General features: G+C 62.8%; 20 protein-coding genes. 17 read left to right on the top strand and 3 right to left on the bottom strand.

The features are described from left to right. On the bottom strand, positions 1–555 hold a 555-nt coding region (locus tag AC629_RS15510), incomplete at its 3' end, for a LysR family transcriptional regulator (protein ID WP_245331879.1). 120 nt (positions 556–675) lie between these two features. On the opposite strand from AC629_RS15510, the gene AC629_RS15515 reads away from it, so the two are divergent. From AC629_RS15515 to AC629_RS46830, 8 genes are all read left to right on the top strand, one after another. Further along, the gene (locus AC629_RS15515; RefSeq protein ID WP_084805603.1) at positions 676–1,098 is read left to right on the top strand and encodes a DoxX family protein; all 423 of its coding nucleotides are present in this window, start codon (positions 676–678) and stop codon (positions 1,096–1,098) included. Between the two features lie 75 nt (positions 1,099–1,173). Further along, positions 1,174–2,016 carry an NmrA family NAD(P)-binding protein gene (locus AC629_RS15520; protein WP_245331880.1) on the top strand — a complete coding sequence of 281 codons (843 nt, stop codon included), beginning with the start codon at positions 1,174–1,176 and terminating at the stop codon, positions 2,014–2,016. A 98-nt stretch (positions 2,017–2,114) separates the two neighbouring features. Next, positions 2,115–3,158 (top strand): ABC transporter substrate-binding protein, encoded by a 1,044-nt coding sequence (locus tag AC629_RS15525; protein WP_210419050.1) that lies wholly within the window; start codon positions 2,115–2,117, stop codon positions 3,156–3,158. Positions 3,159–3,223: 65 nt separating this feature from the next. Beyond that, positions 3,224–4,096 carry a branched-chain amino acid ABC transporter permease gene (locus tag AC629_RS15530; RefSeq protein ID WP_084805609.1) on the top strand — a complete coding sequence of 291 codons (873 nt, stop codon included), beginning with the start codon at positions 3,224–3,226 and terminating at the stop codon, positions 4,094–4,096. Then, entirely contained in the window at positions 4,096–5,133 is a 1,038-nt protein-coding gene (locus tag AC629_RS15535) for a branched-chain amino acid ABC transporter permease (RefSeq protein WP_084805610.1), read from the top strand. Before AC629_RS15530 ends, AC629_RS15535 begins: the two co-directional genes overlap by 1 nt. Then, entirely contained in the window at positions 5,126–5,881 is a 756-nt protein-coding gene (locus AC629_RS15540; protein ID WP_084805612.1) for an ABC transporter ATP-binding protein, read from the top strand. The genes AC629_RS15535 and AC629_RS15540 overlap by 8 nt, the downstream gene beginning before the upstream one ends. Beyond that, positions 5,878–6,600 carry an ABC transporter ATP-binding protein gene (locus tag AC629_RS15545; protein ID WP_084805613.1) on the top strand — a complete coding sequence of 241 codons (723 nt, stop codon included), beginning with the start codon at positions 5,878–5,880 and terminating at the stop codon, positions 6,598–6,600. The genes AC629_RS15540 and AC629_RS15545 overlap by 4 nt, the downstream gene beginning before the upstream one ends. Positions 6,601–6,795: 195 nt before the next feature. After that, entirely contained in the window at positions 6,796–6,945 is a 150-nt protein-coding gene (locus tag AC629_RS46830; protein ID WP_168195495.1) for a hypothetical protein, read from the top strand. Between the two features lie 319 nt (positions 6,946–7,264). Here AC629_RS46830 and AC629_RS15555 read toward each other — a convergent pair whose 3' ends face one another. Then, positions 7,265–7,855: a TetR/AcrR family transcriptional regulator gene (locus AC629_RS15555; protein ID WP_084805617.1), complete on the bottom strand. Its 591-nt coding sequence runs from the start codon at positions 7,853–7,855 to the stop codon at positions 7,265–7,267. Positions 7,856–7,971: 116 nt separating this feature from the next. Between AC629_RS15555 and AC629_RS15560 the strand changes: the two genes are divergently transcribed. From AC629_RS15560 to AC629_RS15590, 7 genes are all read left to right on the top strand, one after another. Further along, positions 7,972–9,345 (top strand): aspartate aminotransferase family protein, encoded by a 1,374-nt coding sequence (locus AC629_RS15560; protein WP_210419051.1) that lies wholly within the window; start codon positions 7,972–7,974, stop codon positions 9,343–9,345. Between the two features lie 51 nt (positions 9,346–9,396). Beyond that, entirely contained in the window at positions 9,397–10,611 is a 1,215-nt protein-coding gene (locus AC629_RS15565; protein WP_084805619.1) for an ABC transporter substrate-binding protein, read from the top strand. 31 nt (positions 10,612–10,642) lie between these two features. Further along, entirely contained in the window at positions 10,643–11,503 is an 861-nt protein-coding gene (locus AC629_RS15570) for a branched-chain amino acid ABC transporter permease (protein ID WP_084805621.1), read from the top strand. Between the two features lie 27 nt (positions 11,504–11,530). Then, positions 11,531–12,577, top strand: coding sequence for a branched-chain amino acid ABC transporter permease (locus AC629_RS15575; RefSeq protein WP_084805622.1), 1,047 nt, complete (start codon positions 11,531–11,533; stop codon positions 12,575–12,577). Further along, entirely contained in the window at positions 12,574–13,329 is a 756-nt protein-coding gene (locus AC629_RS15580) for an ABC transporter ATP-binding protein (RefSeq protein ID WP_084805624.1), read from the top strand. The genes AC629_RS15575 and AC629_RS15580 overlap by 4 nt, the downstream gene beginning before the upstream one ends. A gap of 4 nt (positions 13,330–13,333) precedes the next feature. After that, entirely contained in the window at positions 13,334–14,029 is a 696-nt protein-coding gene (locus tag AC629_RS15585) for an ABC transporter ATP-binding protein (protein ID WP_210419052.1), read from the top strand. A 113-nt stretch (positions 14,030–14,142) separates the two neighbouring features. Continuing rightward, on the top strand, positions 14,143–16,254 hold the full coding sequence (locus AC629_RS15590) for a N,N-dimethylformamidase beta subunit family domain-containing protein (protein ID WP_143199156.1): 2,112 nt from the start codon (positions 14,143–14,145) through the stop codon (positions 16,252–16,254). 300 nt (positions 16,255–16,554) lie between these two features. Here the strand turns inward: AC629_RS15590 and AC629_RS15595 are convergent, their stop codons facing one another. Further along, positions 16,555–17,223 (bottom strand): TetR/AcrR family transcriptional regulator, encoded by a 669-nt coding sequence (locus AC629_RS15595; RefSeq protein ID WP_084805630.1) that lies wholly within the window; start codon positions 17,221–17,223, stop codon positions 16,555–16,557. Positions 17,224–17,294: 71 nt separating this feature from the next. Here AC629_RS15595 and AC629_RS15600 point away from each other — a divergent pair, with 71 nt between their 5' ends. Together AC629_RS15600 and AC629_RS15605 are read left to right on the top strand one after the other, a co-directional pair. Beyond that, entirely contained in the window at positions 17,295–18,743 is a 1,449-nt protein-coding gene (locus tag AC629_RS15600; protein WP_245331881.1) for an ABC transporter substrate-binding protein, read from the top strand. A gap of 113 nt (positions 18,744–18,856) precedes the next feature. After that, the gene (locus AC629_RS15605; RefSeq protein ID WP_084805634.1) at positions 18,857–20,035 is read left to right on the top strand and encodes an isovaleryl-CoA dehydrogenase; all 1,179 of its coding nucleotides are present in this window, start codon (positions 18,857–18,859) and stop codon (positions 20,033–20,035) included. Positions 20,036–20,105: the final 70 nt, after the last annotated feature.

The raw sequence follows: 20,105 nt of genomic DNA on the forward strand, positions 1-20,105 counted from the left end.
GTTAGGCGATGATCCCGCCGTCAGCTTCCCGGCGATCGCCAGCTGACCGATCCGGCCCATGCCGGCGAACGTGGTGACACCCGCCCAGCTACACCACGCCAAGGGACACGATCTGGGACCAAGTCGCAATACGCAGTCAAACCCCTCTTGAACCAGATCAACTTGCCGATCCGTACTCGACACCTCCAGCTCCAACTCGGGGTGAGTCGCCATGAAATCCGGCAAGGCCGGCACGATCGTTGCGCGCGCCACCTCGGTTGGAAGATCGACCCGCAAACGCCCGCGAAGTGCCACGCGATCGCCTGCGAACATCGAGTGTAGGTCATCGACCTCAGCAAGCAGATCGCGGGCACGCGCATGAAATGCGCGTCCGTCCTCCGTCAATTGCACGCTGCGCGTCGTTCGGTGCAGGAGCCTGACACCGACATCTTCTTCCAGCTTCCGAACCGCCGTCGAGGCTCTTCCCTTCTGAATGCCCAAGCTATCGGCTGCGTGGGTGAAGCTCCCCATTTCCGCTACCGTTATGAAAATGAGGATAGGTTCGAGATTCTTCATGTTCGTGCCTCGGCATTGTTCACCGTAGAGAGAACAGTGAGTTCATTTCCCCGGTGTTTATCATATCCAAGAGACACAGTAGGCTCCGATTAGTGGGCTCCCGCCATCGGAGAATGACGAATGTCCGAAACTCTGAACCTGCATCAGGTGCCTGAAACTATGAACTTGCATCGCGCCCTGTGGGCCGGCCGGATAACGAGCGCGTTTGTGGTTATCGCTCTGGTGGCAGACGGCACCATTCAGCTTTTCGTGCCGGCACAGATCGCGAGCATGTTGCAGGAAACCGGGTTCGCGATGGACCTGACCCGTGTCGTGGGTCCGATAATACTCGCCTGCGCCATCCTCTACGCCATCCCGGCCACCGCCGTCCTCGGCGCGATCCTGGTGACTGGCTTTTTGGGAGGCGCCATCTGCGCCCATGTCCGCATTGGTGAGTTGGGGTCGCCGCCGGAAATCATTTCCCTGCTTCTGGGCGCGATGACATGGGGCGGCCTCTACGCGCGCGATCCCCGTATCCGGGCCATTCTGCCGCTCATCCGTTGAACCAACACGCGCAGTGCTCTGTCCCTCAAGATCAGGAGAAAACACATGTTTTTAGTAATGGGAATCACGGGAAAAGTGGGCGGCGCAACGGCAGAACATCTGTTGACGCACGGCAAGCAAGTACGCGCGCTCGTCCGCAATCGCGAGAAGGCGTCAAGCTGGGCGAACCAGGGCGTGGAATTGGTTGACGGTGATTGGAATGATTCGGCAGCCATCGAACGGGCGCTCAAAGGCGTCGAAGGCGCGTTTGTCATGTTGCCGGCTGTCTGGGCCCCCTCGGCCGATTACAAAGAAGCCAAAGGCGTGATTGCGAACTATGTCGAGGCGCTAACCAAGGCAGCGCCGCCGCGAGTGGTTGCGCTTTCGTCGATGGGTGCGAACAGGACCAGCGGGCTCGGGATGATCACGGCCTTGTCGCTTCTGGAGCAAGGTTTTCGCAACCTGACATCCCCAATCGTATTTGTGCGCGCAGGCGGCTTCTTCGAAAACTTCCTCTACGGCTTGCAAGTCGCCCAAGGCGGAACGCTACCAGTCTACTACAATCCGACAAACCGGAAATCGACCATGGTCGCGACGAACGACGTCGGCGCGGAAGTCGCAACCCTTTTGACCGGGCCAGCCTGGTCAGGACAGCGCGTCGTCGAGCTTGGTTCGATGGTCAGCGCGGATGAAGTCGCGGAGGGATTGGGCGAGGTCCTGAATCTCGACGTGAAAGCCTTTGCAGTCCCGCGTGCAGGGTGGGCGGAAGCGTTCGAACAATTCGGCATCCCGAAGGGCCACACCGGACCTGCCGAAGAAATGTTTGAGGCCGTGAACGCGGGATGGATGGACCTCGGAGCCGAGGATACGGAGCACGTAGCGGGTACGACGTCCGCACGCGATGTATTCGAGGCTGCACAGAACGCCGCCAAGGCGTAAGCCCGGAACGGATCAGTCGTGAGACGGAGACTGCCCGTTTCTGTGTATCGTTCAGGCTCTTGCTAGGCGTGGCGGTCTTTTTGCCAACGGGGCTAATCGTGAAGGCACAGCGAAAGAACGTCGAAAATCGACCAATCGATGCCGACGTCAACGGCATCAAGCTCGCGCTCGGCGAAATCAACGCCAGGGGCGGCGTGCTCGGCAAGAAGGTCGAGCTGGTGATCGAGGACGGCCAGTGCAAGCCGGCGAACACCGTCAATGCGGCCGAGAAGCTGACCCAGCGTGACAAGGTTGTGGCGCTCATCGGCGCGTTCTGCAGCTCTGCGACGGCGGCCATCATGCCGGTCGCGCAGAGCGCCAAGGTGCCACTGGTCACCGGCGTCTCGTCAGCTGCGAACCTTACCGAAAAGGGAAATACCTGGTTCTTCCGCGCTACCGAAACGGACGCGCTGCTCGCCAAGTCCTTTGCCAGGATCCTCGTCAATCAGCTCAAGCTCAAGAAGGTGGCCTACATCGGCGTCAATGACGACTTCGGCCGCGGCGGCGTCGAGGAGTTCGAGAAGCAGATGAGCGCGCTCGGCGCGACGACCGTGCTGAAGGAATATTTCGAGCACGGCACGTCGGACTACTACACCCTGCTCACCAAGCTGAAGGCGTCGGGTGCTGACGGTGCGTTCGTGGCTGCCGAGACCCAGGACGGCTCGACCTTGGTCAAGCAGAAGGCGGAGCTCGGTCTTTCGACCAAGGTGTTTGGCGTCGGCTCATGGGCCACGGCCGATTTCATGCAGCTCGCCGGTCCGGCTGCGAACGGCATCTACGCAGCCGTGCCTTACGCATCGACCATGAAGACGCCGAAAAACGAGGCATTCGTGAAGGCCTATCAGGACCAGTACAAGGCTGCGCCGGGCAAATATTCGGCGGCGGGCTACAACACGCTCAACATCGTCGTTGATGCGATTGCACGCGCGCAGTCGACTGATCCCGACAAGGTCCGCGAGGCATTGCTCAAGACGGACTACGAGGGCCCGAACGGGCACTTCCGTTTCGACGAGAAGGGGCAGGCCACCGGCTTCACGGTAGTGCTGGTTCAGCTCGAGAACGGCGTTCCCGTCGTTGTCGAAAGCAACACGGTAGAAAAGTGACATCTACGGCGGAGGCCGTGCCGGTGCGGCCTCCGCCTCGTGACATCCGGAGCCAATAGATCGCGATGGACCTTTTTCTGCAGCTTGTGGCCAATGGCCTGGTCCTGGGGGCGTTCTACGCCCTGTCGGCACTGGGACTGACCCTGGTGTTCGGCCTGATGCGCGTGGTGAACTTCGCGCATGGCGAACTCTATGTCATCGGCGGACTATTCGGCTGGGCGCTCACGGCAGTGTTCGGCTGGAATTACTTTCTTGCGCTTGTCGTCGTCGTCATCGTGCTTGGCATTCTCGGCTACCTCATCGATCAGATCCTGATCGCGCGGGTGCGCGGGCAGGGCGAGGAACCCACGATTTTGCTCACGATCGGCCTCTCGATCTTCATTGCCAATACGGCACTCCTCATCGTTGGCACGACGCCAGTGACCGTTGCCTCGCCATTTGCAAGCAAGCCGCTCATTCTCGGTCCCGTGGTCATCACGCAGGCTCGGCTGTTACTCGTCGTGATCTGTGCGGTCCTGATCGCCGCGGCCAATCTCCTGATCCAGAAGACGACGCTCGGCCGCGCGATGCGCGCGACGTTCCAGGATCCGATGGCGGCGCAACTGGTCGGTATCCGCACCCCGCGCATCTATGGCTTCACATTTGCGCTCGGCGCCACATTGGCCGGCGCAGCCGGGATGCTGCTGGGTTCTATCTATGTCGTGGAAGCGAGCACCGGTGGCATCATCAGCCTGAAGGCGTTCGTGGTCGTCATCCTGGGTGGAATGGGCAGCTTTGCGGGCGCTGTGGCGGGCGGCTTGATTCTTGGACTGACCGAAGCGCTGTGGGGCGGGTACGTGTCGACCGGATATGTGGATGCGATCGGATTCGCGCTCGTCATCGTGACCCTGCTGGTACGCCCTTATGGGTTGTTCAGCCGAAGAGCCGAGCGCGCGTGATGAAGTTCGAACGCAATTTTCTGCTCGCCGCTGTCGCGCTTGCCGCACTCGTACCGCTCGCGGCCTATAACGAATACGCGCTGCACATCGGGATCATGATCATGTTCTCGGTGATGCTTGCGACTAGCCTGAATCTCATCGTCGGCTATGTCGGCGAGTTTCCGCTTGGGCACACTGCGTTTTTCGGTATCGGAGCCTACAGCGCTGCGCTGCTGTCGGCCCGGCTCGGGCTGCCGATCTATTTCACGATCCCGCTCGCCGGTATCGTTGCGGCGATCTCGGGGCTTGCGATCGGCGCGGTGACGCTGCGCCTGCGTGGACCGTTCTTTGTCATCGTGACGCTCTGTTTCGCGGAGGTGCTTCGGCTGGTCGCAAACAACTGGATCGATCTGACGAACGGACCGATGGGTGTTTCAGGCATTGCTAAGCCGCCTTCTATTGCCGGCGCATCCGGCGTGCAGCAGAAGCTCTGGTTCTATTATGCCGGCCTGGTCCTCGCTGCCGCATCGCTCCTGGTCAGCTATCGCTTCGTCTATTCGAATATCGGGCGCGCGGCGGTTGCGGTGCGGGAGAACCGCTTCGTCGCGCAGTCGATCGGGATCTGGCCGTTCTATCTGGGCCTGATCACCTTCGTGCTCGCGGCGGCGGTGGGCGGCCTCGCCGGCGGCTTCTATGCCCATTACATCTCCTATGTCGGTCCCGAAGTGTTCGGGTTCTCCTTCATGATCACCATGATCATCATGGTGCTCGCGGGCGGAAAGGGCACGCTGGCCGGTCCCGTGGTCGGCGCGGTGCTCGTCGTCTTCCTCGAAGAATATCTGCGCGACTTCAAGGACCTGCGCTTCTCGATCTTCGGTCTCATCGTCGTCGGTGTGGTGATCTTCCTGCCGCGCGGCCTGATGGGGTTCATCGGCCGTCGTCATGAGAGCTACGAACGAAGGCCGGCGGAGTCCGCAAAGGGCGGCGTGAAGCGGGATCGCCGGGCTCCGGCGCTTGAGCCGGCCGGTCTGAACCGGGGAGGCGCTGCCGATGCTTGAGGTGAACGGACTGTCCAAGCAATTCGGGGGATTGAAGGCACTTTCCGATGTGAGCTTTTCCATCCGGAAGGGCGAGATCATGAGCCTGATCGGACCGAACGGCGCCGGCAAGACGACTTGCCTCAATCTCGTGACGGGATTCTTCAAGCCCAGTGCGGGATCCGTGCGCTATTGTGACTACGACATCACGGGACTTCCGCCGTATGCCGCCGCCCAGCGGGGTCTCGTTCGCACCTTTCAGAAGACGAACGTCCTGCGGGGGCTTACCGTGTTCGGCAACGTGCTCACCGACCGCTACCGTCACGGCGAGAGGTCGCTGTGGCGGACCTTCTTCGCCGGCGGCGTCCAGCGCGAACGTCAGCTTCGTGATGAGGCGGCTGCGCTGATCGAGACAGTTGGTCTCGGCGCCCGAATGAACACGGATGCGGACTCGCTGTCGTGCGGCGAGCTTCGCCTGCTCGAAGTGGCGGTCGCTCTCGGCGCCGGTCCGAGACTGCTGATCCTCGACGAGCCCGCCGCGGGGCTGAACACGCACGAGGCGGATCGACTCGGCGATGTCCTGAAGGGGTTGGTGAAGGAGCATGTCGAGGCCATGCTGCTGGTGGAGCATAACATGGCACTGGTGATGGCCGTGTCGGATCACATCGTCGTCCTCGATTTCGGCCGCAAGATCGCGGCGGGTACGCCGCTCGAGGTGAGGACCAATCCTGATGTCGTCACCGCCTATCTTGGTAAGCCCGCCGCATGAACGCTCAAACGAATATTCTCGAACTGCGCAATCTCGAGGTCTGCTACGGCAAGCTGCGCGCGCTGAACGGGATCAATCTTCAGATACGAGAGGGTGAAATCGTCGCCTTGCTCGGCGCCAACGGCGCCGGCAAGAGCACAGCTCTGCGCGCGATTTCCGGCCTGCTTGCTCCCGCATCGGGCGATATCCTCTATTGCGGAAAATCGATCGCGAAGCGCCGACCGGATTTGATCGTCCGCGACGGCATCGCCCATTCGCCGGAGGAACGGCATATCTGGCCCGAACTGAGCGTACGCGAAAACCTTAGCCTCGGCGCATATTGCTGCCCGGATCGGTCTCTGGCCGAACAGCGATTCGAGAGCGTGCTGCAGCGTTTTCCCCGGCTGCGCGAAAGGCTATCCCAGCTCGCGGGTCTGCTGTCGGGAGGCGAGCAGCAAATGCTGGCCATTGGGCGTGCGTTGATGTCAGGGCCGAAACTCTTGCTGCTCGATGAACCAAGCCTAGGGCTCAGCCCGCTGATGTCACAGGAAGTGCTGGGCGCACTACGGGAACTTTGCCAACAAGGCATTACAATTCTGATCGTCGAGCAGAATGTGCATTCCGCCCTCTCCGTGGCGAGCCGCGCCTACGTCTTCGAGACAGGCCGGGTTGTTGGAGAAGGCAGCGCCGCTGATATGCTTGGCAACCCGGATCTGCTGCGCGCTTATCTCGGCGCCTGAGGCCGTCTGGATAGAATGGCGCGGATGACCATTGATGGTATCGTGTGAGAGCTCGGCGAGAGGCCAGGAAGAGGGCCGTCCCGAAATTGGTCGGCTTCCCTGACACGAGTGGCGCGGATACCAGGCGATCGGGCGACGCCCGTGCAAGTCAACGGATGGCTCGCGGAGGTCCATACCGACAGAATGGTGCGTCCCATGGAACGTCTGCACGCGGTGCTTGATGATCCGATAGCCTCGTTCGCCAACGGAGTCGTCAAGGATGAAGCGGCCGTTCGGGCCGCAATCACTTTATACGGCCGCGGCAAAATCGATCTGCTTCGAACCAGACCAGTTGGTGCAGAATAATCGGAGCTGCACCAGGATTGCGTCAGAGCCAATATTGCTGTTGCTGGCCGGATGACAGCTCAGGTTAAAGAGCGGCTTGGCCAGAGCATCGCTTTTCGCACAAAGCGACCGTGTCTCATTCGCTGGGGACTGATGACGACGACGGTATCGAACGGAAAGGGCGAGGGGTGGCGGTGGCCGTTGCGCCTATCCGGTGCATCTAACGGGCTTTCGCAGGCCGTCGGGCATTAACCTCAACCCCTGGAGCAGCCCGGTCCATACCCGGATGGCCTGGCGGTCTGACAGGTTGGCGGCCGGCGATGCGTACATCGACACTGCCTCAGCGCGCAGTCATCAGCAGTTCGATTGTCTTGACCGCACGGTGGGCAAACCTGTTTGTCAGGCCACTGGCGCCGAACAGCAGATTGAACCAGACAGCGCCGAACACGAAGTCGAGCATCATTTCGACGTCGAGGTCTTCCGGAAGCTCTCCGGATTGTTTTCCCCTTTCGATCACGTGGCGCGCAGCCTCTCGTCGTGGTTCGATAATTTTCAGCAGCACGAGCTCACGCATCTCCGGATCGGCTTGCGCCTCGACCATCACGCTCTTGAGGATGTTGGCGAACGCCGGATCCTGAACGCGCTTGGTGGTCTGCAACAGCAGCGCCAGCAGATCCTCCTTGAAGCCCTGTGACGCGGATGAGCCGGGAAGCTCGAGCCCGTCCATGTAGAGATCGACCAGCAGCGCGCCCTTCGACGACCAGCGCCGGTAGATCGACTGCTTGGCGACGCCGGCGCGCGCGGCAACACCCTCGATCGAGAACGCCACATAGCCGGCCTCGCTGATGAGATCGCGCGCCGCGTCGAGAATGGCGCGGTGGACATTCTCGTCGCGCGGGCGGCCGGCGCGGGCAGGCGTGCGTTTAGACATGTTCGAATCCCTATTGACATACGCAACGTAGCGTATTTAAATATCCTTGCCTTCGATCCCAAGATGGCAAGAACAATAAGTCCTTCCGCCGGCGCGGCCCTGGAGTGTGAACGAGCATGGCGATTCCCGCGGCTGCCGACATGACGCCGAACCCACGAGCCGAGAGCAGTTATCTGCTCAAGCCCAATCTGTCGACCAATTATCCGGTCGTCGATCGCGGCGAGGGGCCGTATCTGTTCGACACCGCGGGCCGCCGCTATTTCGACGGCTCGAGCGGCGCGATGACCGCCAATCTCGGCCATGGCCTGAAGGAGATCGCCGACCAGATGGCGACGCAGGCGGCGACCGTCGCTTTTACCTTCCGCAACCAGTTCAGCAACGTCGCCGCGGAAGAGCTTGCGCGCAAGCTGTGCCAGCTCGCGCCCGGCGATCTCGACCGCGCGTTCTTCGTCAACAGCGGATCGGAAGCGTCCGAATACGCGATCCGGATGTCGATCCATTACTGGAAGGAGCGTGGGAAGCCGAACAAGACCAGGATCCTGGGCCGCCTCACGAGCTATCACGGCATGACGATGGGGGCGCTGTCGATCTCAGGCCACGCCGGCCGCCGGCCGGACTACGGTCCGCTGCTGCATGATTTCGCGTCGGTGCCACCGGCCTATTGTTATCGCTGTCCGTTCGGGCTGGACCCGGATGGCTGCGCCACCGAATGCGCCGATGCCTGGGAGACCGCCATTGCCGCGCACGGCGCTGACAGTGTTGCAGCCGTGATCGCCGAGCCGATCGTCGGCGCCGCCGGCGGCGTGCTGGTGCCGCCGCCGGATTATTTCCGCAGGCTGCGCAAGATCTGCGACCGGCACGACATCCTGTTGATCGCCGACGAGGTCATCACCGGCATCGGCCGCACCGGGGCATGGTTCGCCTCGGCGCACGAAGGCATCGTCCCCGATCTGCTGCTGCTGGCGAAGGGCATGAGCGCCGGATATACGCCGATGGCCGCGGTGCTGGTGCGGCAGCGGATCGTCGATGCGATCGCGCGGGGCAGCGGCTCCGTGCCGTTCGGCCACACCTTCAGCGCCAATCCGCTGAGCGCGTCGATCTGCGCCTCCGTGATCGACTACATCGAGCGCAACGACGTGCTGGACAACGTCAATGCGCGCGGCGCCGAGTTGCGTGACGGTCTCGCGGCACTGTCGCAGCGCCACGCCTGCATGGTCGACGTCCGCGGCCGCGGCCTGTTGTGGGGCTTCGAGCTGGTGCGCGACCGCGCCTCGCGGCGACCGTTCGATGCCGGGCTCAATGCGGCGGGTAAGCTCGTCGCGGCCTGTCTCGACCACGGCCTCGTGGTGTATCCGGCCGGCATCGCGCCGCTCAACAACGCGATCATCGTGGCGCCGCCCCTCATCGTCAGTGCCGAGCAGGTCACCGAGCTGCTCGCGAAACTGGGATCGGCGTTGCGCGACTTCGAAGCCGGCATCGCCGCGCCATGAGTTGAAGCAACCTCAAAAAGCAACAACACGATCAAGGGAAGGAACTACGTCATGCCGATTGCGATGACGCGACGACATCTGATGCTGTCGACCGCGGCGCTGGCCGCGGGCGCACCCCGCCTGGCCTGGAGCCAGAAGGCTGGCACGGTGACGATGGGCGTGATCACGCCGACCACCGGGACCTTCGCCTATGCCGGCGATCTCGTCGTGCGCGGCGCCAACCTCGCGATCGAAATGCATGGCGGCAAGGTCGCCGGCCACGAGATCAAGCTGCTGACGCGGGATGACGAAGGTAAACCCGCCTCCGGCGTTCGTCGCGTCCAGGAGGCCGCCACCAGCGAGGGCATGCGCTATTTCATCGGCGCCTATTCCAGCGCGGTCGGGCTTGCGGAGTCCGAGGTCGCGCAGCGCGAGAAGCTGCTGCAATTCGCGGCCGGCGGTTCGGAGGATTTTACCGGATCGCGCTGCGGCCGCTACACGTTCCAATGGTCGGCGCATCCCTACACGGCGGTGCGCTCGACCCTCGAGTACGTCCGCAAGGCGTTTCCGCAGAAGAAGACGGTCTACACGCTGACCGCCGACTATGTGTTCGGTCACGCGCTGCTCAAATACACCAAGATCGTGGCGGCCGAGCTCGGCTTCGAGCTGGTCGGCAACGACAACCATCCGTTCGGTGAGCGGCAATATACCCAGTACCTCACCAAAGTCGTGGCGGCGAAACCGGACATCCTGCTGCTCAACACCGCGGGCGCGGATGCCGTGACGGCGATCCGACAGTTCGCAAGCTTTGGCGCCAGTGGCATCGCCGTGGTCGGCCCCTGGACGCTGGAGGTCGATCAGCTCCCCGAGCTCGCGCCGGAGATGCGAACTGGCATGATCCTTGGGCAGAACTACTATCCTGATATCGACACGCCGGCGAATAAGGCGTTCGTCGCGAGCTACAGCAAGAAATTCTCCGCACTGCCCGGCTACTCGTCGGCCTATGGCTATGACGCGTTCCGCACCGTGCTGAAGGCGATGGAGCAAGCCAAGAGCGTGGAGGTCGCCGACGTCGTGCGCACGCTCGAGGGCATGTCGTGGGACGGCGTGCTCGGGCGGATGTCGATCGACGCCAAGACCCATCAGCTCGTGCGCCCGTATTTCGTCGTGCGCTGCAAGTCGGCGGCCGAGATGAAATCGCCGGCCGATTTCGCCGAGATCGTCGCGCTCGGCGACAAGCAGCAGCCGGCCGACCAGAACCAGTGCAAGGGAATGGCGGAGCTGTGACGCGAACGGCATCGGCGCAAGGGAGGGCTGAATGCTCTGGCTCATTTCGGCCCAGCTTGTGAACGGCATCGCGATCGGGATGATCTACGCGCTGATGGCGTTCGGCCTTTCGATCATCAAGGGGCTGCTCAACATCCCGAACTTCGCGCATGGCGCGCTGTATGCGCTGGGCGCCTATCTCTGCTATTCGGCGGTGTCCGCGGGCCTGCCGTTTCCCGCCGGGTTGTTCGTGGCCTTCGCAGGCGCGGCGCTGGCCGGGCTGGTGCTCGACCGTCTCGTGGTACGCTTCGTGCGCGCCGGCGGCTACCTGCCGCAGCTCATCACGCTGTTCGGCGCGGCGCTCGTCATCGAGCAACTGCTGCTGATCGGCTGGGGTACCATCGGCCTGAGTTATTCGCCGCCCGAACTGCTGCGCGGGTCGATCGATCTCGGCTTCACGCTGGTGCCGCGCTACATCGCCTTCGCGAGCCTTTGCTCGGCGCTGGTAATTAGCGGGGTGTGGCTCCTGATCGAACGGACGCGGTTCGGCGCCTGGGTCAGGGCCGGCATCGAGCGGCCGGAGATGACGCAGTCGCTCGGCATCAATGTCGATCTGCTGCTGATCGCCGGCATGATGCTGGGGGCGGGCCTTGCCGGCCTTGCGGGCGGCCTGGCGCTGCCGCTGATGGGAGCGACCTCGACGATGGGCGGCGACATGATGGCGATCGCGTTCGTGGTGCTCGTGATCGGCGGGCTCGGCTCGCTGTACGGCGCGATCGCCGCCGGGCTGATGGTCGGCGTGGTCCAGAGCCTGATGACAGTTGCGGCGCCGGCCGCGAGCACCGCTATCATCTACCTCGTGATGATTGTCATCCTGCTGGTCAGGCCGCAGGGCCTGTTCGGCGAACGATGACAGATTTCGACCGACGACAGATGCGCCATGGACACGAACACACATCCGGGAGCTGTGCTGGTGGGTAGCGCCGACCAACTTGTCGACCAGGGACCAATGCCAAAGGGTGGCGCGCTGGCCGCCGCCGACATCGTGCGCGCCGCGGCGATGGTCGCCGCGGTGGCGGCGCTGCCGCTCGTCATTCCCGTCAATATCGCAACCGAGGTTTTGATCTACGGCATCTTCGCGATGGCGACCAACCTGCTGGTCGGCACGGCGGGCCTCTATTCCTTCGGCCAGGCCGCCTTCTTCGGCGCCGGCGGCTATGTGGCCGGCTATTTTCTGGCGCAGGGCTTCGTCTCCCTTCCGCTCGCGCTGCTGCTCGCCGGCGCCGGCGGCGGCGTGCTCGCGGCGCTGATCGGCGCACTCTCGATCCGCCGGACCGGCATCTATTTCATGATGCTGACCTTCGCCTTCAACCAGCTCGTCTTCTACGTGATCTACTCCTGGCAGTCGGTCACCGGCGGCGAGGACGGGCTGGCCGGCATCCGCCGTGGGACGATCGAGCTTCCCTTCCTCGGCACGCTGAAGTTCGACGACAACCGCGCCTTCTACGCGCTGGCCGCCGTGCTGTTCCTCGTCAGCATGGCAATCCTCATCCGGATGACGCGCAGCCCGTTCGGGCTGGTGCTCGACGCAGCGCGGCAGAATGCCCGCCGCACCACATCGCTCGGTTACTCCGTGCACGCACTGCAACTCGCCGCATTTGTAATCGCCGGCGTCATCTCGGGCATCGCAGGGGCGCTGTTCGGCATGCTCTACCGGATCATGCCGATCGACGCGGTTCACTGGACCGGATCGGCCTATGTCGTCTTCATGGTGCTGATCGGGGGGCAGCGGAGCATGCTCGGTCCCGTACTTGGTGCGGCGATCTTCATCTGGCTGCAGGGGCTGTTCAGCCTGGTCTGGACACGCTGGCCGCTGCTGCTCGGCCTGTTCGTCATCGTCGTGATGATCTATCTGCCCGGCGGATTGCTCGATTTGTTCGCCAGGGTGTCGGCCTGGCGTTCGCGTCTGCGGGAGCAACGCCGATGACGTCGCAGGATCACATCGTCCTTGCCGCCGACGGTCTGTCGAAGCGGTTTGGCGGCAACACCGTCGTCGACCGGCTCTCGATCTCGTTCGTCAACGGACGGCTGCACAGCATCCTCGGTCCCAACGGCGCCGGCAAGACGACGCTGTTCAATCTTCTGACCAAGGACATTTCGCCTGACGGCGGCACGATCCGGCTCGACGGCAGCGACGTGACGCGGCTGTCGCCGGACCGCATCGCGCGAAGGGGTGTGGCCCGTTCCTACCAGATCTCCAGCGTCTATCTCGACATGAGCGTCAGGGACAACATCTGGGTCGCGGCCTACCGGGCTCACGGCGGCAACCCGTTGGTGTTCTGGCGCAAGGCGGGCGGATATTCCGAGGCGCGCGCTCTCGCCGATGCCTGCCTCGAGCGGCTGGACCTGACGTGCTTCGCCGATACGGCGACGAAAGAGCTGTCCTACGGTGACCAGCGCCTGCTCGAGATCGCAGTGACGCTTGCCGCAGCGCCGCGCATCATCCTCCTGGACGAGCCGACGGCCGGTCTCTCCCGCAAGGAGACCGAGCGGGTCAAGCAGGTGATCGCGACGCTGAAGGGCGCCTTCAGCATCATCATGATCGAGCACAACATGGGAGTCGTCATGGATATCTCCGACGAGATCACGGTGATGAATCGCGGCACCGTGCTGGCGCATGGCGGTCCGGACGACATTCGCGGCAACAAGAGCGTGCAGGAGGCCTATTTTGGGAGCTGAAGGCATGTTGCTCAGCGTCGAGGCGATCGATGCGCATTACGGGCGAAGCCAGGCATTGTTCAATGTCAGCTTCGACGTCGGCCGCCGCGAGGTGGTGGCGCTGCTCGGCCGCAACGGCGCCGGCAAGACGACGACGTTGCGCTCGATCATGGGGCTGAACACGGTCAGCCAGGGCGCGATCTCTTTCGAGGGAAATCGGATCAGCGGACGCCGTCCGCACGAGATCGCGCGCAGCGGCATCAGCTATGTGCCGGAAACGCGTGATCCGTTCTCGCTGCTGACGGTGGAGGAGAACATCATGCTCGGCTACCGCGACGGTTCGCCGTATGATCTCAAGCGCATCCTGACCTGGTTTCCCGATCTGGCCGGGCTGATGCAGCGTCGCGGATCGCAGCTCTCGGGCGGCCAGCAGCAGATGATGGTGATCGGCAGGGGGCTCGCGCCCGGCCCGCGCCTGCTGCTGCTCGACGAACCCTCGCAGGGCCTCGCCCCCGTCATCGTCAAGATGGTCGGGCGCGTCCTTGCGGAATTGGGCGGCGAGGATCTCTCGATCGTTCTGGTCGAGCAGAACCTCAACCTGGCGCTGTCCGTCGCCGATCGCATCGTGGTGATGGAGAACGGCGCTGTCGTCGATCGCCTGACTGCCGAGGAAGGCCGGCGGCACCCGGAGCGGATCGAACGCTATCTCACAATCCATTAGCCCGTCTGGCATCGCGATCCCGTCCTCCCACCAACAGGTTGAGACCATGCAGCCTTCCATCATCGGTTATTGCGATCCCCTGCGCGGTCGTCCCGGACAGCAGATCGCCTTCCATGTCAGCTCGGCCGGGGGGGCGGTCGTTCTCCGCGCGTGTGGTGCGCATCATCTGCGGCGATCCGAATCCACAAGGACCGGGTCTCGACATCCGCGAGGTCGCAAGCGATGTCGGTGGACAACATCGGGGGCAGGAGCAGATCGTTCCGATCGGGTCGTGCGGGCTCGCGCCTCTGCCGGCACTTCCTGACCGCGGCCCGGTGTCGGCTGTGTTCAACGTCCGTCCCACGCGCCTTAATGACGATCTGCGCGCTATCCTGACCCTGCAGGATGCCGATGCCAGACAGGCATTGATGGTCGGATTGGAGCGGGGTGAACTCGTTCTGCTGCAGCGTCGGGATGGACAAGAGAGCCGCGCCGCGACCGGACTGCGCCTCGAGGCCGGGCAATGGTATGCGGTGCGCGTCGACCTGATCGACGATTCATCGGCCGTCGCGGTTCGGCTTGAGCCGATCAAGGTGCGTCCGTTGCACCCGAAAGGGCAGGGCACCGTGGTCTCGCTGGGCGCGCCGGTCGACTTCCGGGCGTGGAGCAGGATTGTGTTCGCTGCGGCGTGGGCGGGTCGTCCGGAGCAGTGCTTTAACGGCCAGATCGAGCAGCCGCAGTTGCGCGCAAAGCATGGCGATGCCAGTGGTTCGCAAGGCGAGATCGTCGCGGCCTGGGACTTCTCGCAGCGCATCGACCAGCAGACGTTTCCGGACGTCGGTCCCCATGGCTGCGACGGGACCTTGGTCAATGTGCCGACGCGCGCCGTCCGCGGCTCGAACTGGAGCGGCAGCGAGATGAACTGGCGACACGCGCCGGAGCAGTACGGCGCGATCCATTTCCACGATGACGATCTGTCGGACTGCAAATGGGCCGAGAGCCTGTCGCTCGCGATCTCCTCCGAATGGGACAGCGGCATCTACGGTCTGGAGGTCCGCAACGAGCTCGGCGCTGACATCATTCCGTTCTACGTGCTCCCGGCGAAGCAGGCGCCGCGGAAACCGATCGCGGTACTCGCCTCGACTTTCACCCACATGGCCTATGCCAATCATGCGCGCGGCAATTTCGACGAAGCGTTCCGGGAGCGTGTCCGCGCCTGGCAGGCCTATCCCTGGAATCCCGACGATGTGAGGGAGTTCGCGGCGTCGACCTACAACTACCATTCGGATGGTAGCGGGATGTCACTCTCGTCGCGGCTGCGGCCGATCCTGACCATGCGCCCGGGATTCCTGACCTTCAACGATCCGGCCGGGTCGGGTCTGCGGCACTTTCCGGCCGACACGCATCTGGTGTCATGGCTTAACCACCACGGCTTCGATTTCGACATCGTGACGGATGAGGACCTCGATGACGACGGCGTCAGTGCGATCGAGGGGTACAAGGTGCTCGTCACCGGATCGCACCCCGAATATCACACCGAGCGATCCCTGAACGCGCTGAGAGACTTTTGCGACGTGGGCGGCAACTTCATCTATCTCGGCGGCAATGGCTTCTACTGGCGGATCGCCCGGCGCACCGACCTGCCGCATGTCATCGAGATCCGGCGCGCGGAGGGCGGAATTCGCGCATGGGCCTGTGAGCCCGGCGAATATTATCAGCAGCTCGACGGCGGATATGGAGGATTGTGGCGCCGCAACGGCCGGCCCCCGCAGGCCCTCGCCGGCATCGGCTTCGCAATTCAAGGGCCCTACGAAGGTTCGGGCTATCGGCGAACCGCGGAATCATACCGCTCTGACGTGGCTTGGGTCTTCGAGGGGGTAGATAACGACGTTTGCGGCGACTACGGGCTGTTCGGTGGCGGCGCCGCAGGTTTCGAGCTCGACCAGGTGTCCGATGCGCTGGGCACGCCGCCCGGCACCGTGGTTCTGGCGCGCTCAGAGGGGCACGGCGACATGTTCAGGGTTGTTCCCGAAGAGGTGCTGACCCACACACTATCGTTGACGGCCGACATCAAGCCGGAAGCGCATATGGTGATCGGCGGCGGTGGCGATCGCGGGTATTTTTTCTCGACCGGGTCTATCACCTTCATCGGCAGCCTCTGTCACAATCGTCACAACAACGACGTGTCCCGCATCCTTGCAAATGTCGTCCGCCGGTTTTCGGAATTGCCCACGAGATCCAGGTAAAGGCGGTATGGGAGGTGCCTGCGAGTTTGAAAACGGAAGCTAGATGGAAACCTGGTACTTCCCGATCGAAACTGCACAGATAGCGGAGGCGTTGGCCGATACTGGGCTTTGTGGTCTTGTAGCGTACGTCTCTAAGAGCGTAAGACCTGACCGCGCTGCGGGGGGCATGAACTGCCTCATTCCAGGGATTGGGTGAGAGTAGGTTTCGGTTGGTGCAGGGACCACTATTCAACCGTTCAGATCCGGCCTCAGGCGCGGGGCCGGACAGCCGCAGGCCGCCCGCATTCCTGCTGCAACGACCTAGGCTCCATTCCCGCTCACACTGCGGAAGAGCCCATTCTTGAGAACCTTTTCGTAGATATCCGCCATCGCTTCGATTGAAGGCGCCGTCCGCCCGACGAAATTATACTGGTAGAGCATCGTCATGTAGCTTCTGATGCCCATCAGCATGAACACTACTGCCGAAAGCTCGTCTGGCGAGTAGTCAGCAATCTCGTTTCTTCCCGCACTTCGTTGAAGAGCATGAAGATACCCTTCGTACATGGCCATGACATGTCGGCGATAGGCGTTTGGCGCGAACACTTCCGCTTCGTTTAATACTCGAAGGAAGGCAGGATTCCTGCGACAGAAATCAAAATAGGCCACGAAGCGAGCGCGATCGCGTTCGACGCCCGCAAGCTTTTCGTCGACCTGCGCCCTGATGTGCGCGATGAGCAGATCGCCCATGAAGGGCAGAAGCTGGTCGAAGACGTCCTGTTGATTTTCGAAGTAATTGTAGAACGTACCGTTCGCGACGTTCGCGAGCGAGGTAATTTTGCCGACGGTCGCCGCGGCGTAGCCTTCCGCCCCGACGATGTCGATGGCCGCCTGTAGCAGCGCTCGCCTCGTCATCTCCTGCTTGTCCGCGCGTGATGGCTTTATCCGGACCACGGAGCGGGAACGGCCGTTGCTGGCTGGAATGTCTGTCATTTCGATCGACGCATCCGACTAGAAGCCCTACCGCGCGAATTTCCCGGGGCATCCCGAACATATGACATAAAATGATTAGCCATTCCAATAATTTTGCATGGAGATGGAAAAGACAAGTAGTTTTAGCTGAAAATTCCCTGCCATATGTTGCCATTGACCTCAAGAAATCATGGCCTGAAATCAGCAAAAATGACTGTATAGTCATATTTGTGTTGACTCGCGCACCCTTCGGCGGTCTATTCCGCCCCATCATCAATAAGCGCGCGAATGCGCGGGGCGATTTGGGAGGTCTTATGAGGGTCGGTCGGGTTGCGTCGTGGTCGAGCACGGCGAACGTCGTTTTTGCTGCCGTTCTCGCCGGCTCGGTCGCGATGGGCGCAGGCGCGAGGGCCGAGGAGCCGGTTCGCATCGGCGTCATCACCGACATGAGCGGACCGTATTCCTCGCTGTCGGGCCCGGGAGTGGTGGTCGGCACGAAGATGGCCGTCGACGAGTTTGGCGGCAAGATCCTCGGCCGTCCCATCGAGGTCATAAGCGCCGACAGCGGCCTCAAGGCGGACATCGCCACCGGGCGTGCGCGCGAGTGGTACGATCGGCAGAACGTCGAAATGATCGTGGAGTCCTCGGATTCGGGCTCGGCCGTGGCACTGCAGAAGCTCGCTGCCGACAAGAAGAAGATCACTTTCTTTCATTCCGGCACCACGGCCCTCACGAACCAGGATTGCTCGCCCTACGGGATCCACTGGGCTTGGGACACCTATTCGATGGCTAACGGAGCCGCCCGTGCCGCCGTGCAGGCGGGCGGAAAGTCTTGGTACTTCATCAGTGCGGACTACGTGTTCGGGAAATCTCTGGAAGCCGACGCATCGAAGGTCGTGCGCCAGTTGGGCGGCGAGGTGGTAGGGTCCGTCCGCCACCCGTTGAACGCATCGGATTTCGCTTCCTTCCTCCTTTCGGCGCAGCAGTCGAAGGCCCAAGTGGTGGGTCTAGCGAACGCCGGCGGCGATACGCAGAACTCCGTCAAGCAGGCTGCGGAATTCGGGCTTGGCCGCGAACAGAAGATCGTTCCGTTGCTGATGTTCGATACCGACGTGAAGGGACTGGGCCTCAAGGTGGCCCAAGGCATGGAGTTCGCCACGGCTTTCTACTGGGACTTCGACGACCGGTCCCGCGAATTCTCGAAGAAGTTCTTCGCCATCCATCACTCGATGCCGACGATGAACCATGCCGGCGCCTATTCGGCCACGCTCCAGTGGCTGCGCGCCGTCCAGGCTGCCGGTACGCTCGATTCCGACGCGGTGATGAAGCAGTTGCGATCCGCCACGATCGACGACCCCGTGTTCCGCAACGGCCACGTCCGCGAAGACGGCCGCATGGTCCACGACATATACCAGGTCAGGGTGAAGGCGCCTGAAGAGTCCAAGGATTCCTCGGACATCCTCAAGGTGATGCAGACGATCAAGGGTGACGACGCTTTCAAGCCTTTGGCGGAAAGCACGTGTCCACTCGTCAAGAAGTAGGGCACGCGACGAAGCGTGTCCGATCGAACCTCGCGAGAGACGATCGCAGGACGTGGGCCGCGAGACGGCCTGCATCCCGGCGGAAGTTCGCTCGCCCCAACCACGGTGATGACATGGACGCAATTGCTTCATTCGACTTCGGCCTCGATGAGGAGACCCGGATGCTCCGCGACACGGTCCGCAGTTTCGTCGAAGCGGAGCTTGCTCCTCGCGCCCACGAAATCGAGCAGGCCAACGATTTCCCGGCCGACATGTGGCGAAAGCTCGGCTCGCTCGGGCTGTTGGGCGTCACGGTCGACGAAGCCTATGGCGGCTCCGGTCTCGGCTATCTCGCCCACATCGTGATCATGGAGGAAATCTCGCGCGCGTCCGCAGCGGTCGGGATGTCCTACGGAGCGCATTCGAACCTCTGCGTGAACCAGATCCACCGGAACGGGACCGAGGCCCAGAAGCACCGCTACCTGCCCAAGCTGGTATCGGGCGAACACGTTGGCGCACTTGCCATGTCCGAAGCCGGCGCCGGATCTGACGTGGTCTCGATGAGGCTACGGGCCGACAAGATCGGCGACCGGTTCGTCCTGAACGGCACCAAGATGTGGATCACCAACGGACCGAACGCGGATACGCTGGTGGTCTACGCGAAGACTGATCCCGCCGCGAAGTCGAAGGGTATCACTGCCTTCATCATCGAGCGCGGGTTCAAGGGATTCTCGACGTCTCCGAAACTCGACAAGCTCGGCATGCGCGGATCGAACACCAGCGAGCTCGTATTCGAGGATTGCGAAGTACCGGAAGAGAACGTCGTCGGTGCGGTCGGGGACGGCGCCCGTGTCCTCATGTCCGGACTGGACTACGAACGTGCGGTCATGGCTGCCGGCCCGCTGGGCATCATGGCAGGCTGTCTCGATCTCGTCGTTCCGTATTCGCGCGAGCGCAAGCAGTTCGGCCAGGCCATCGGCGATTTTCAACTGGTCCAGGGCAAGCTCGCCGACATGTACACCTCCCGCATGACGGCCCGGGCGTATCTCTATGGCGTCGCGCGTGCGCTCGACAACAAGGAGCTCGACGGTCACTCCGCCCGCAAGGACTGCGCGGCCGCGATCCTGTATGCGGCCGAGCAGGCGACGAAGGTCGCGGGCGATGCCATCCAGATCATGGGTGGCATCGGCTACATGAACGAATGCCCGGCCGGCCGCTACTGGCGGGACGCTAAGATCTTCGAAATCGGGGCCGGCACGTCCGAAATCAGGCGCATGCTAATCGGCCGCGAAATCGCCAGGCAGGCGGCATGAGCGAGCGTGCGGCAGTCCGGACCGACGGAGCGGGGCGGGTCGCGTTGGTGACCGGCGGCGCGTCCGGCAT

It is taken from the genome of Bradyrhizobium sp. NAS80.1 (assembly GCF_001908205.1).
Lineage (GTDB): Bacteria > Pseudomonadota > Alphaproteobacteria > Rhizobiales > Xanthobacteraceae > Bradyrhizobium.